The organism is uncultured Marinobacter sp. (genome assembly GCF_963974375.1).
Lineage (GTDB): Bacteria > Pseudomonadota > Gammaproteobacteria > Pseudomonadales > Oleiphilaceae > Marinobacter.
Map to the genome: position 1 here is coordinate 1 of NZ_CAXBDN010000105.1, position 13,551 is coordinate 13,551.

Here is a 13,551-nt window from a genome sequence, read left to right on the forward strand (position 1 = left end):
GCGCGCCTGCTTTGGGAGCAGGATGTCGGGAGTTCGAATCTCTCTACCCCGACCATTTCCCATACTGGAAGTTCAGTTGGGCGAACGGTCAAGCGCCCGTAGCTCAGTTGGATAGAGCAACGGCCTTCTAAGCCGTGGGTCGCAGGTTCAAATCCTGCCGGGCGCGCCACTTTGAGGCCGGGCTCAACAGCAGAACGGTCAGTGTCAGTAAGGCTCGATAAGCGGTTCGTCAAGACCCAGGCTTGTCAGGGTCAGTTGGTCGAGGTTACCCTCTCAGGGTACCGGTAAAACCATCAGATTTCGGAATTATGGTGGGCGTAGCTCAGTTGGTAGAGCTCAGGATTGTGACTCCTGCGGTCGAGGGTTCGAACCCCTTCGTCCACCCCATTTTTCCCCGGCTTCTCATTGATTCACTCTCGTTTCATGTTTACGATGGCCATTAATCTGTCCCCAGGGACGGTATTGGCGCAGTCAGCTCCGGTGGCGGAATTGGTAGACGCACTTGGTTTAGGTCCAAGCGCCGAAAGGTGTGGGGGTTCGATTCCCTCCCGGAGCACCATTATTTTCCTCTCTGGCCAGACCTGTTTGGCCGAATCTTGATCCCCTGTAAGCTTTCTTGTCGTTATTGTGAGCATTTCTGCTCCATTGTCGGTGTTTTCCTGTCTTCCGGGTGTTTCTCTCGGCCCGGGTTTCCGTGGTAGAATGCCGCTCTTAATTCGCACACATCTTATACTCAACCGGTAATTTGAGGATCTTCCATGCAAGTGTCTGTTGAAACGACGTCCAACATCGAGCGTCGCATGACGATTGGTGTGCCCGCCCAGGAAATTGACCAGGCGGTTGAAAAGCGTCTTCAGGAAACCGCCCGTACCGCTCGTCTGAATGGCTTCCGTCCGGGCAAAGTGCCCCTGAAAGTGGTGCGTCGTCGTTTTGGTCCCGGTATCCGTCAGGAAATCGTGGGCGAGGTCATGCGTGACCAGTACGTCAAGGCACTGGAAGAAAGCGAACTGTCCCCGGCTGGCTGGCCGCGCTTCGAACCAAAGACCATGGAAGAGGGCAAAGACCTCGAGTTCGTGGCCATTTTCGAAGTCATGCCGGAAATCACTCTGGGTGATCTCAGCGCCATTGAAGTCGAAAAGCTGACCGCTGAAGTGACAGAGAAAGATATCGACACCATGATCGATAATCTTCGTCGCCAGCAGTCCACCATGAAGGCGGTGAAGCGCAAGTCGAAGAAAAAAGACACTGTGACCATCGACTTCAAGGGCTTTATTGACGGTGAGGTGTTTGAAGGTGGCGAGGCCGAAGGCCATCGCCTGGAGCTTGGCTCTGGTCAGATGATTCCGGGCTTCGAGGAAGCCATTGTCGGCGCCAAGGCCGGTGAAGAGCTGGAAATCGAGGTGACTTTCCCTGAGGACTATCACAACGAAGATCTCAAGGGTAAGCCTGCCAGGTTCGAGATCAAGGTCAGCGAAGTGGAAGAAGCCCAGCTGCCGGAACTGAACGCAGAATTCTTCGAGCGCTTCGGTATCGATGCGGAAGACGAAGCCGCGTTCCGCGTTGAAGTGAAAAAGAACATGGACCGGGAACTGAAGCAGGCGGTGTCTGCCAAAGTGAAAAATGACGTTGTAGATGGTTTGCTGGCGACCACTGAGCTTGAAATTCCGGGCTCACTGGTGGATCAGGAAATTGATCGTCTGCGCAATGACGCTGTCCAGCGTTTCGGTGGTCAGCTGGACCCGCAGCAGCTGCCCAAGGAAATCTTCGAAGAGCAGGCCAAGCGTCGGGTCAAGACCGGTCTGTTGTTCCAGGAAGTGGTCAAGGCCAACGACCTGACTGCAGATGCCGAAAAAGTTGACGAGAAAATCCGCGAAATTGCGTCTACCTACGAGCAGCCGGAAGAAGTGGTCACCCATTTCAACAGCAACCCCGAGCAGAAGGCACAGATTGAGTCTGTGGTGCTTGAAGATGCTGTCGTTGACTGTGTGCTGGCTCAGGCCAAGGTCACGGAAAAGAAAGCCAAATATGAAGATGTCATCAAGGCAGCCCAGCAGCAACAGGGTTGAAACTTGCGGGTTCAACCCCATTGAGTGCTTGAGGAAGCAGCCGGCATGACCGGCTGTTTCTGTCTTAGGGGTCTTGATCTGGTTCGTTGACGACAGAATTTGAATTTTTTTGCGCTCCGTCTGATCCTTTGAGGGGTTCAGGCGTATTTGACTTGATCAGCGTTTTCGAATTTTCTTGCCTTTCCATTGGTCCAAAGCCGTGGCAATGTATCCGAAAACTACTGTCCGGATAAGGAGAACAGGCACACCATGACCCAGAATCCATTTGATGGCCCGTCCCTGGATGCCAGCGCTGCGCTGGTGCCAATGGTTATTGAGCAGACCGCCCGCGGCGAGCGCTCCTTTGATATTTATTCCCGCCTGCTCAAGGAACGGGTTATTTTCATGGTTGGCCCGGTGGAAGATCACATGGCCAATCTGATCGTCGCCCAGTTACTGTTTCTGGAGTCGGAAAATCCGGACAAGGACATTCACCTGTACATCAACAGTCCGGGTGGCTCGGTGTCTGCCGGTATGTCTATTTATGACACCATGCAGTTCATCAAGCCGGATGTGGCGACACTCTGTATCGGCCAGGCGGCCAGCATGGGTGCCTTTCTGCTGGCTGGCGGAGCCAAGGGCAAGCGGGCCTGTCTGCCCAATTCCAGGGTGATGATTCACCAGCCTCTTGGCGGTTATCAGGGTCAGGCCACAGATATTGAAATTCATACCCGCGAGATTCTGAAAATTCGCGACACCCTGAACCGGATCCTCGCAGAGCACACCGGCCAGGATCTGGATACCCTTGCCAGAGACACGGATCGCGATAATTTTATGGATCCGAAGCAGGCAAAAGAGTATGGCCTGATTGATAGTGTGCTTGATAAGCGCGCGGTGAATAAATAATACTGCAAGTATTCGCATTGTTTTGTGCCGCGTCTCCAGTAGCGCAAATGGGCGCAAATCAGCACCGGAAAACCAGGAATTGAGGTAATTCAATGGCAGATGAAAGAAACGGCAGAGGCGACGATAACGGCAAGTTGCTGTACTGCTCGTTTTGCGGAAAAAGCCAACATGAAGTCCGTAAGCTCATTGCGGGGCCGTCGGTGTTCATCTGCGACGAGTGTGTCGACCTTTGTAACGATATTATCCGGGAGGAAATCCAGGAGAGCGCCCAGGAGGAAGCCAGTGACCGCCTGCCAACGCCCCAGGAAATCCGTACCACACTGAACGAATACGTGATCGGTCAGGACCGGGCCAAGGTCGTGCTCTCGGTGGCGGTCTACAACCATTACAAGCGTCTGCGTTACGGCGAAGGCAAGGGTGGTGATGTAGAGCTCGGCAAGAGCAACATCCTGCTGATTGGCCCCACCGGTAGTGGCAAGACCCTGCTGGCAGAAACCCTGGCCCGGATGCTGAACGTTCCCTTCACCATCGCTGACGCCACAACCCTGACAGAAGCGGGTTATGTCGGTGAGGATGTCGAGAACATCATTCAGAAGTTGCTTCAGAAGTGTGACTACGATGTCGAAAAAGCCCAGCGGGGCATTGTCTACATCGATGAAATCGACAAGATTTCCCGTAAGTCTGACAACCCTTCCATTACCCGTGATGTGTCGGGTGAGGGTGTGCAGCAGGCACTTCTGAAGCTGATCGAAGGCACCGTGGCTTCGGTTCCTCCGCAAGGCGGACGCAAGCACCCCCAGCAGGAATTTCTGCAGGTGGATACCGGTAACATGCTGTTTATCTGTGGTGGTGCCTTTGCCGGTCTCGACAAGGTGATCCGTGAGCGCACCGAAAAGAACAGCATCGGTTTCTCGGCGTCTGTTTCCAGTCAGGACGATACCCGCAATACCGGGGATATCATCAAGAATGTGGAAACCGAAGACCTGGTCAAATACGGTCTGATTCCGGAATTCGTGGGTCGTCTGCCGGTGGTGGCAACGCTCACCGAGCTGGATGAAGAGGCGCTGATACAGATTCTGACCGAGCCGAAGAACGCCCTGACCAAGCAGTACCAGAAGCTGTTTGACATGGAAGGCGTGGAGCTGGATTTCCGCACTGAAGCACTTCGGGCCGTGGCCAAGAAAGCCATGGAACGCAAGACCGGTGCCCGGGGACTGCGTTCGATCATGGAAGCAACCCTGCTGGATACCATGTACCAGATCCCGTCCGAGCACGACGTTGCCAAGGTGGTGATTGACGAAAGTGTGATCAGCGGTGATTCTGAGCCCTTCAAGATTTACTCGGGCAACGATCACGCCAAGGCGGTTCCGGAAGATTGATCTGACAAAAACTGAAAGTCACCAGGCGCTTCCCCGCTTGATCCGGAAGGGGAGCGTCAGGGTGCAATCACAAAAGGGCGGCAACGCCCTTTTTTTTGTGGCCGTTGGCAGCCACTGTGCGTCAGGTCCTGTGAGTGTGTGTGGGGATTTGAAACACTCTGTAAAAACATTGCAATTTCGCCGGACGCCCCAATGTTCGGTGGTATGCTGATTGAAACAACGCCAGAGGATTCCATATGACTACGATCCCCGAAGCTCGTCACGACTATCCGATGCTCCCCCTGCGGGACGTCGTGGTGTTTCCCCACATGGTGGTTCCGCTGTTTGTGGGTCGTGACAAATCCATTCAGGCCCTTGAGGCCGCAATGGAGGGCAGCAAGGAAATCCTGCTGGTATCGCAACGCGACGCTGGCACCGACGATCCTGGTGTGGCCGACGTGTTCGATATGGGAACGCTGGCAACCGTTCTGCAAATGCTGCGTCTGCCCGACGGCACTGTCAAGGTGCTGGTCGAGGGTAATGCCCGCGCCCGCCTGTCCGATATCAGGGACGGTGAGTACCTGACCGCCTCGGCAGAACTGCTTGCGCCGGAAAGTCTTCCCGAGCGGGAAGAAGAAGTGCTGGTGCGCACCCTGACCGAAGAATTCGAGAAATACGTCAAGCTGTCCCGCAAGGTGCCGTCGGAAGTCTCCAGTGCACTGGCGGGCATCAATGAACTGGAGCGTCTGGCCGACACCATGGCTGCGCATCTGGAACTCAAGGTTCCGGAGAAGCAGGAGTTGCTGGAGGCGCTGGACGTTCGTCTGCGGGTGGATGTGCTGCTGGGCCGTCTGGACAGCGAGATTGACCTGATTGAAGTGGAAAAGCGGATTCGCGGCCGGGTCAAGAAGCAGATGGAAAAGAGCCAGCGTGAGTACTACCTGAATGAGCAGATGAAAGCCATCCAGAAGGAGATGGGTAATCTCGGCGAGGGTGGTGGCGACTTCGAGGATCTCGAGCAGAAGCTGGAGGAAGCCGGTCTGCCGGAGGAGGCCCGTAAGAAGACCGAAGCCGAACTCAACAAACTGAAAATGATGTCGCCGATGTCGGCTGAAGCCACGGTGGTTCGTGGCTACATTGACTGGATGCTGTCGGTTCCCTGGAAGAAACGCAGCCGGGTACGCCACGATATTGAAAAGGCCCGCGCCATACTGGATGAAGACCATTACGGCCTGGATGAAGTCAAAACCCGGATTCTGGAATACCTGGCGGTTCAGAGCCGGGTCAAAAAGGTCCGGGGGCCGGTATTGTGCCTGGTAGGGCCACCAGGTGTGGGCAAGACCTCCCTGGGGCAGTCCATTGCCAGGGCGACCAACCGCAAGTACACGCGGATGGCATTGGGTGGTGTCCGTGATGAAGCCGAAATCCGCGGTCATCGCAAAACCTACATCGGGGCTCTGCCCGGCAAGCTGCTGCAGAAACTTGCCAAGGTAGGTGTGAAGAACCCGCTGTTCCTGTTCGATGAAATCGACAAGATGGGTATGGATCATCGGGGTGATCCGGCATCCGCTTTGCTGGAAGTTCTCGATCCCGAGCAGAATCACACCTTCAACGACCATTACCTGGAAGTGGATTACGATCTGTCGGACGTCATGTTCGTGTGTACCTCCAACTCCATGAATATTCCGTCCGCCTTGCTGGACCGTATGGAAATCATCCGGATACCGGGTTACACCGAAGCGGAAAAGGTCAATATCGCGACCCGTTACCTGCTGCCCAAACAGCTCAAGGCCAACGGTCTGGCCAAGGACGAGCTGATCCTTCCGGAAGAGACCTTGCGTGACCTGGTCCGCTACTACACGCGGGAGGCTGGCGTGCGTGGTCTGGAGCGGGAAATCGCCAAGATCTGCCGCAAGGTTGTTCGTGAGCATGTTGAAAAAGGCGAGAAGAGCGCCCTGAGTCTGTCCCCGGAGCTTCTTGAAACCTACTCCGGTGTGCGCAAGTTCACCTACGGACTGGCGGAAGAAAAGAACCTGGTGGGCTCGGTAACGGGACTGGCCTGGACCTCGGTGGGCGGAGAACTTCTCACAATTGAGACCGCCGTCACACCCGGTAAGGGTCGTGTTGTGAAAACCGGTTCACTGGGTGATGTCATGCAGGAGTCCATTCAGGCGGCACTGACCGTGGTGCGCAGTCGAGCGGCAGCCCTTGGCATTGCTGCAGACTTCCATGAAAAACACGACCTGCACGTGCATGTGCCGGAGGGCGCCACCCCGAAAGATGGCCCCAGTGCCGGTATCGGCATGTGTACGGCGCTGGTGTCGTCGCTCACGGGAATTCCGGTGCGGGCGAGCGTTGCCATGACCGGTGAAATCACCCTTCGGGGCCGGGTCCTGGCCATCGGCGGGCTCAAGGAGAAGCTGCTGGCGGCTCATCGGGGCGGCATCCGGACAGTTATCATTCCTGATGAAAATGTTCGTGATCTCAAAGAGATACCGGATAACATCAAGGAGTCACTGGAGATTCGGCCAGCCAAGTGGATAGATGAGGTTCTGGATATCGCGCTGGAGTACGCGCCCGAGCCGCTGGCGGACGTTGACGTCTCTTCAGGCGCCTCGCCGGCAAAACGGGATGAGGAACCAGACGGGACAGAACGCGTAAATACTCATTAAAACGCTCTCACTTTGTTGACACGCCGGAGAGCCGGTTGGTATAACTGTTTCGCCGTGAAGCAGCCAATACCAAGGGCTCCCGCGTAGTTATGTGCTATTCCGTGCTCCGGTTAACAGCCGAAAGGAATAAAAAAAGTGAAAAATGGAATTCTCCGACCGCTTGTGCGATAGTCGGAAGCGTCCGAGAAGAATAAACAGACCGAGAACATCTTCAACCTGAAATCGAAGGGGTTTAGTGTGAACAAGTCCGAATTGATTGATGCAATTGCAGAGTCCGCCGATATCTCCAAGGCCGCCGCTGGGCGCGCCCTGGATTCTATGGTCAGCTCCGTTACCGGTGCTCTCCAGAAAGGTGATCAGGTTACTCTGATTGGCTTTGGTACTTTCTCCGTTAAAGAGCGTGCTGCCCGTACTGGCCGCAACCCGCAGACTGGTGCCGAGATCAAGATCCCGGCTTCCAAAGTGCCCGGGTTCAAGGCAGGTAAGGCTCTGAAGGACGCCGTCAAGTAAACGGACTCCTTCGGCAGGCGGTGCAGCACCAGAGTCAGCGGTGCCGCCTTGCTCGAATCCAAGGCGCATTCCGATCGGGTGCGCCTTTTTACGTTCAGTGAACCCCTTGGTCTGGCCTCTGGTTATCCCGTGCTGGTGGTTTTTCTGAATACTCCGAATGACACTGCAGAAAGAGGCCTGACGCAGGTTACGGGCACATGGCGTTGCACGATAACTACAGCGATCTGGGAGGAACATGCTTCAAGATATCCGGGATAATGCCCAGGGCACCATTGCCAAAGTCATCATTGGCGTGCTGATTGTTTCACTGTCCATCTGGGGTATGGATGCCATTGTTGGTGGTTTCCGAGGCGAGCCGACGGTGGCGACCGTCAACGGAGATGATATCGCTGAGCGTGATTTTCTGCGGTTCGTTCAGATTGAAACCCAGCGACGGTTGTCGGAAATGGAGTCGCCGGACCCCAGTCTGCTGGACGAAGACATCATTCGTGGTGACGTTCTTGAAAGCCTGATTCAGGACCAGGTGCTGCTTCAGGATGCCCGTCAGCAGGGTTTTGACCTGTCCGATGAGGGCATTGATGCCGTTATTACACAGATGCCTCAGTTCCAGGTGGGTGGTCAGTTCAGCCAGGAGCAGTTTGTGGCTACCGTGCGTAACTTCGGTATGGGTATCGGTGAGTATCGTGAGGCGTTGCGCCGGAACTATCTGATGAATCAGGTGGCCAACGGGATTTTCCGCAGTACCGTGGTGCCACTGGATGCCGCCCGTCAGATTCTTGCGATCCAGAATCAGAGTCGCGACTTCCGCACTTACACCCTTTCCGCTTCGCTGGTGGCTGACGAAGTGCAGGTGACCGATGCGGACATCGAAGAGTGGTACAACGCCAACAGTGACCGCTTTGTGAATCCCGAATCTGTTGAAGCTGAATATCTTGTGTTGTCGCTGTCAGATCTGATTGCCAATGCAGAGATTTCCGAAGAAACCCTCAGAGAGCTTTACGAGCAGCGGGTTGCCGATATGGAAGCGGGTGAAGAGCGCCGCAGTGCCCATATCCTTATTGAGCCCGGAGACGATGCCGAGGCCCGTATTGCGGAGGTTCAGACGCGGCTGGAGGCCGGTGATGACTTTGCGGACGTCGCCCGGGAATTTTCCGATGACAGCCTGTCAGCCAGTGAGGGTGGCGACCTTGGTTATATTGCCCGGGGTGGCCTTGACGACGATTATGAAGCGGCGCTGTTTGCCCTCGCGGAAGGTGAGATATCCGGTCCGGTAGAAACCGGGTTCGGCATGCATATTATCCGCTTGCTGGATATTCGCACGGAATCGTTACCGTCCTTAGAGGACATGCTCCCGGATCTGCGGGATGAGCTGGCGGCCACTCAGGCCGGTGAGGAGTATGCCCGTCTGAGAACCCGGATGGCCGATCTGGCTTTTGCAGAGGACAACCTCGACTATCCGGCCGAACAGCTGGGCCTCGAAATTCGCAGCACTGAAGGTATTACCCGGGAAGGGGGCCAGGCGCCGTTTGATCATCCGGGACTGGTGCGCCAGCTGTTTAGCCAGGATGTACTGGAAGACGGTTTCAATTCCGAAATGATTGATGTGGGTGATAACCGGTCGGTAGTGGCCAGGGTACGTCAGCATAATCCCGAGAGTCAGCGTGAGCTGGCGGAAGTTGCAGATGATATTCGTGAGCGGCTGGTTCGGGAAAGAACCACAGCGGCACTGCAGACCCGGGCCGATGCGTTGATTGAACGTCTGGATAGCGGTGAGGCCGAGCCGGATGGTGAAGGCTGGACCGTTTACAATGAAGTTACCCGCAATCAGCCTCTGGTTGATCCTGCGGTGCAGAGGGAAGCCTTTTCACTGCCACGGCCGGAGTCCGGCGCCTACACGTTCGGGACAGCCCGTATGAACCAGGATCTTGTGGTTGTGGCCCTTGAGACTGTGACCGACGGCGAGGTGGACGTGGAAAGCCCGGAACTGGCCCAGATCCGGCAGTTCCTGGCCAGTATCAACGGTCAGCGTGAATACCGGGCCTATCAGGAAACCCTGCGGGAAAGGGCAGAGGTCTCGCGCCCGTAATCCCTTGTTCTGACTCCCGGTCTGGTGGATGACCGACCGGGAACACTAGTCTTCAGAGCCTGCCTCCGGAAATCGTGTCGGACGCAGGCTTTCTTTTATGTTTTTCAGGTGATGCTGGAAATCCTTTCCCCGTTTCAGGGTGACGCCGGTGGCCAGCACGTCGATGACGGCCAGCTGGACGATGCGTGACGACATCGGCATGTAGACTTCGGTGTTTTCAGTCGGGGCGACGGAGACCAGCGCCGTACAGACGTCCGCCAGGGGCGATCCGGGGTTGGTGATGCCAATGACGATGGCACCGTTGTCGCGGGCGATGCGGGCAATGTCGATGCTTTCCCGGGTACGACCTGTATAGGAGATGGTCACGATCACATCCCCGGTAGTGCATCCGGCCGCCACCATGCGCTGCATCAGTGCATCGCTGTAGGACATCACCGGCAGGTTGAAGCGAAAAAACTTGTATTGGGCATCAAGGGCGACCGGGGCCGAGCCACCCATACCAAAGAAATGGATCTGCCTTGCCTGTATCAGATAGTCAATGGCCCGAGTCAGTTCACGTTCCGAAAGGGTCTGGCGGGCACGGTCAAGATTGGCCATGGTGCTGAGCATGATCTTGTCGGCAAACTGGGCCACCGTATCATCCGGCTGAACATGCTGACCGACATAGGGCGTACCCGTCGCAATGCTTTGGGCAAGGCGAATCTTGAAGTCCGGAAAGCCGGTGGCAGAGAAGGCCCGGCAGAAACGGTTGACGGTAGGCTCGCTGACGCTGGCTTCTCGCGCCAGAGAGGCGATACTGTATCTGGTGGCGGCCGTCGGATCTCTGAGAATCGCTTCGGCTACCTTTCTTTCTGACTTGTTGAGGTCGGGCAGGCGGGTCTGTATATCCTCAAGGAGGTTGTCATTCCGTCTGGCGATGGTTGTCATGGGGAGGGCTCCGGTGCGCCATGGGTTGCGTAAGGTTGCGGTCTATGGGGGCCATCACCGGCACTGTGATGGCTATGCCGGTTGTATAACCAACATGACACATTAAATAAACGGTATTCTACCCTGACATTGTCATGATTTTTGTATGATTACTGAAAATGGCAGGACCGGAGATAGGGAAGATGGTTAAGGCACCGGATACGAGTTGCGATCTGATGCTGTTCGGAGCCCTCGGGGATCTGGCCAGCAAAAAGCTGTTTCCGGCACTGTACCAGCTCGACAGAGCCGGCTTGCTTAGTGCAGGCAGTCGGGTGCTGGCCCTGGCCAGACAGGACCATGACGAGGACAGCGCCCGCCGTTTGATTCGTGACCGGTTGCAGCAGCACACACCGGCGTCATCTTTTGACGATGAGTCGGCGGATCGTTTCCTGCAGCGAGTCAGCTATTGCCAGCTGGACTTCAGCACCGCCGAGGGCTATCAACAGCTGGAAGCATGGCGAAGCGGCCGCGAGGCAACGCTGATTCTTTATCTGGCAACACCCCCGACCATGGTGGCCGGCATTGTGGCCCACATTGGCAGGCTTGCCTGTTGTGACCAGCAGACCCGGGTCGTGGTCGAAAAGCCCATTGGCCATGACCTGCCTTCGTCCCGGCATCTGAACGACCAGCTGGCGGCGGTGTTTGACGAGTCCCAGGTCTTTCGCATTGATCACTATCTGGGCAAGGAAACCGTGCAGAACCTGATTGCCCTGCGCTTTGCCAACAATCTGTTCGCGTCACAGTGGGACCAGAATCACATCTCCCACGTCGAGATTACCGTTGCCGAAAGCGTGGGGATCAGCGGTCGCTGGGGCTATTTCGACAGTGCGGGACAAATGCGCGATATGGTGCAGAGTCATCTCCTGCAACTCTTGTGTCTGCTGGCCATGGACCCACCGTCTGACCTGTCTGCTGACAGTATCCGGGATGAGAAGGTCAAGATCCTGAAAGCCTTGCGACCCATGACCTCGGATATGGTGCAGAGCCATCTGGTCAGAGGGCAGTACACCGCAGGAAGCAGTGGCGGCAAGCCGGTGCCCGGCTATCTGGAAGAGGAAGGTGCCAACCGCGGCAGCACCACTGAGACCTTCGTTGCTCTCAAAGTGGAGATCGAGAACTGGCGCTGGTCCGGGGTTCCTTTCTACATCCGGACCGGCAAACGGCTGCCTGAAAAACGTTCGGAAGTGATTATTCATTTCAAACCGGCGCCCCACTACATTTTTGATCCGGACCAGAAACACCTGGCAAACAACAAGCTGATCATTCGCCTGCAGCCTGATGAGGGGATGGCGTTGCAGATCCTTACCAAAGACCAGGGACTACACAAGGGCATGCGATTGCGTCAGGGCCCGCTGGAGCTCACCTTTTCCGAAGCCTTCGCCAGTGACCGTATACCGGATGCCTACGAGCGTCTGTTGCTGGAAGTGATGAAGGGTAACCAGTATCTTTTCGTGCGGCGTGATGAGATCGAGCACGCCTGGCGCTGGGTAGACGAGCTGCTGGCTAATTGTCATGAGTGCGGCGCCCATCCGAAACGTTATGCGGCCGGCACCTGGGGGCCTGTGGCCTCCATCGCGATGACCGCACGGGACGGCAGGAACTGGTATGAAGATGCCTGAGTTGACGCTGCCAGACACAATAACACCCGTGTTCGCAGACACGCCGCGGGCCCTGTGCTCGCGCCTGGCGAGCGATATGGCCGATGTTCTGGCAAAGCGCCTGCAGCAACGCTCACGGGTATTATTGGTGGTGTCCGGGGGCAGCACCCCGGGACCTCTGTTTGACGCTCTCGCGCAAACGGATCTGCCCTGGGAACGGGTTGATGTGGTGCTGGCGGATGAACGTTGGGCCCCCGACGGCGGTGACGACCGCAATGACACGCTGGTGCGAGGCCGGCTGATAACCGGTAAGGCGGCGCAGGCCCGGCTGATCTCCCTGATACCTGTGGGGCAGGACAGCATCACCAGCGCCTGTGCAGCCGCAGAGCAGCAATTGCGAAGTCTTGGCTGGCCCGCTGATGTGGTGGTTCTGGGTATGGGCAATGATGGTCATACCGCTTCACTGTTCCCTGATGCGTCTGAAACCCCGGCAGCCATGATGGCGGACGCTTCCCGAAAAGTGACGATTACCCGGCCCCGCTCGCAACCCCGGGCGCGTCTCAGCCTGACCTTCAGCGCCCTGCGCGGTGCGGCCATGACCGTGTTGCATCTCAGGGGTAACGACAAGCTTGAGACCCTTCGCTGCGCTCTGGCAGACCCGGATGATACGCTGGCCATGCCCATTCGCGGGTTTCTGAAACATCCGATCCGGCTTTACTGGAGCCCTTGAGGGCACCGCCAGGAGAACAAGGTTATGGTATTTCTCGCAGAAGATCACCGCTTGCAGGTAGAGCGGATACTGGCAGCCAGTCCGCTGATTCCGGTGATCAGCATCCATCAGCCCGAGCATGCCTTGCCGCTGTGCCAGGCGCTGGTAGACGGGGGTATCCGGGTTCTGGAAATTACCCTGCGAACGGCCCATGGGCTGGCGGCCATCAAAGAGGTGAGGGCGGCCATGCCGGCGGATGTCTGGGTCGGTGCCGGCACGGTAACTGACATTGACCAGTACCGGGACGCGGAACATGCCGGGGCGGACTTCATTGTCAGTCCGGGAGTCACCAACCGGCTGCTGGACTATGGCCTTACCTCCAATGTGCCGTTGCTGCCGGGTATCGCTACGGTTTCAGAATTGATGATGGGCTATGAGCTGGGCTACCGCTCGTTCAAGTTTTTCCCGGCAGTGGTTTCGGGTGGTCTGGCTGCGCTGAAGGCTTTTGCCGGGCCCTTTGCTGATGCCCGGTTTTGTCCCACCGGCGGCATCCGCCAGGACACCGCCCGGGATTTCCGAGCCCTGGATAATGTCCTGGCGGTGGGCGGTACCTGGCTGACGCCGGAAGACCTGGTTCATGGCGGCGACTGGACGGCCATTGAGAAACTGGCGAGACAGAGTCTGGCAGACTGCAGGCCCTG

The 13,551-nt window shown here is 56.8% G+C and carries 10 protein-coding genes and 3 tRNA genes; 12 read left to right on the forward strand and 1 reads right to left on the reverse strand.

Annotation, left to right across the window (positions count from 1 at the left end; all coding sequences use genetic code 11):
* The first annotated feature begins 92 nt into the window (after positions 1–92).
* The 9 genes from AAC035_RS10575 (at position 93) to AAC035_RS10615 (ending at position 9,577) form a co-directional block, all read left to right on the forward strand.
* Positions 93–169: transfer RNA gene (locus AAC035_RS10575), tRNA-Arg, on the forward strand.
* 142 nt (positions 170–311) lie between these two features.
* Positions 312–387 (forward strand) — tRNA-His (locus AAC035_RS10580).
* 87 nt (positions 388–474) lie between these two features.
* A tRNA-Leu gene (locus AAC035_RS10585) sits at positions 475–559 on the forward strand.
* 199 nt (positions 560–758) lie between these two features.
* Positions 759–2,066: a trigger factor gene (gene tig, locus AAC035_RS10590; protein ID WP_339803651.1), complete on the forward strand. Its 1,308-nt coding sequence runs from the start codon at positions 759–761 to the stop codon at positions 2,064–2,066.
* Positions 2,067–2,315: 249 nt separating this feature from the next.
* The gene (gene clpP, locus AAC035_RS10595; protein ID WP_339803654.1) at positions 2,316–2,951 is read left to right on the forward strand and encodes an ATP-dependent Clp endopeptidase proteolytic subunit ClpP; all 636 of its coding nucleotides are present in this window, start codon (positions 2,316–2,318) and stop codon (positions 2,949–2,951) included.
* A 92-nt stretch (positions 2,952–3,043) separates the two neighbouring features.
* Entirely contained in the window at positions 3,044–4,330 is a 1,287-nt protein-coding gene (clpX, locus tag AAC035_RS10600; protein ID WP_339803657.1) for an ATP-dependent Clp protease ATP-binding subunit ClpX, read from the forward strand.
* 236 nt (positions 4,331–4,566) lie between these two features.
* Complete coding sequence (gene lon, locus AAC035_RS10605) at positions 4,567–6,981, forward strand: endopeptidase La (protein ID WP_339803660.1); 2,415 nt, start codon at positions 4,567–4,569, stop codon at positions 6,979–6,981.
* Between the two features lie 237 nt (positions 6,982–7,218).
* On the forward strand, positions 7,219–7,491 hold the full coding sequence (locus AAC035_RS10610) for an HU family DNA-binding protein (protein ID WP_339803663.1): 273 nt from the start codon (positions 7,219–7,221) through the stop codon (positions 7,489–7,491).
* 235 nt (positions 7,492–7,726) lie between these two features.
* A complete protein-coding gene (locus AAC035_RS10615; protein ID WP_339803666.1) occupies positions 7,727–9,577 on the forward strand; it encodes a SurA N-terminal domain-containing protein in 1,851 nt (616 codons plus the stop codon).
* 45 nt (positions 9,578–9,622) lie between these two features.
* Here AAC035_RS10615 and hexR read toward each other — a convergent pair whose 3' ends face one another.
* Positions 9,623–10,504 carry a transcriptional regulator HexR gene (hexR, locus tag AAC035_RS10620; RefSeq protein ID WP_339803669.1) on the reverse strand — a complete coding sequence of 294 codons (882 nt, stop codon included), beginning with the start codon at positions 10,502–10,504 and terminating at the stop codon, positions 9,623–9,625.
* Positions 10,505–10,686: 182 nt separating this feature from the next.
* On the opposite strand from hexR, the gene zwf reads away from it, so the two are divergent.
* The 3 genes from zwf to AAC035_RS10635 form a co-directional block, all read left to right on the forward strand.
* Entirely contained in the window at positions 10,687–12,162 is a 1,476-nt protein-coding gene (gene zwf / locus AAC035_RS10625) for a glucose-6-phosphate dehydrogenase (protein WP_339803672.1), read from the forward strand.
* A complete protein-coding gene (gene pgl / locus AAC035_RS10630) occupies positions 12,149–12,871 on the forward strand; it encodes a 6-phosphogluconolactonase (RefSeq protein WP_339803675.1) in 723 nt (240 codons plus the stop codon). The genes zwf and pgl overlap by 14 nt, the downstream gene beginning before the upstream one ends.
* Positions 12,872–12,895: 24 nt before the next feature.
* Positions 12,896–13,551, forward strand: a 656-nt coding sequence (locus tag AAC035_RS10635; RefSeq protein WP_339803677.1) for a bifunctional 4-hydroxy-2-oxoglutarate aldolase/2-dehydro-3-deoxy-phosphogluconate aldolase, incomplete at its 3' end; no start/stop codon positions are given.

Coding starts and splice junctions, on each gene's coding strand:
- hexR (WP_339803669.1), bottom strand. CDS start 10,504: ATGACAACCATCGCCAGACGGAATGACAACCTCCTTGAGGATATACAG.
- clpP (WP_339803654.1), top strand. CDS start 2,316: ATGACCCAGAATCCATTTGATGGCCCGTCCCTGGATGCCAGCGCTGCG.
- clpX (WP_339803657.1), top strand. CDS start 3,044: ATGGCAGATGAAAGAAACGGCAGAGGCGACGATAACGGCAAGTTGCTG.
- zwf (WP_339803672.1), top strand. CDS start 10,687: ATGGTTAAGGCACCGGATACGAGTTGCGATCTGATGCTGTTCGGAGCC.
- lon (WP_339803660.1), top strand. CDS start 4,567: ATGACTACGATCCCCGAAGCTCGTCACGACTATCCGATGCTCCCCCTG.
- pgl (WP_339803675.1), top strand. CDS start 12,149: ATGAAGATGCCTGAGTTGACGCTGCCAGACACAATAACACCCGTGTTC.
- AAC035_RS10615 (WP_339803666.1), top strand. CDS start 7,727: ATGCTTCAAGATATCCGGGATAATGCCCAGGGCACCATTGCCAAAGTC.
- tig (WP_339803651.1), top strand. CDS start 759: ATGCAAGTGTCTGTTGAAACGACGTCCAACATCGAGCGTCGCATGACG.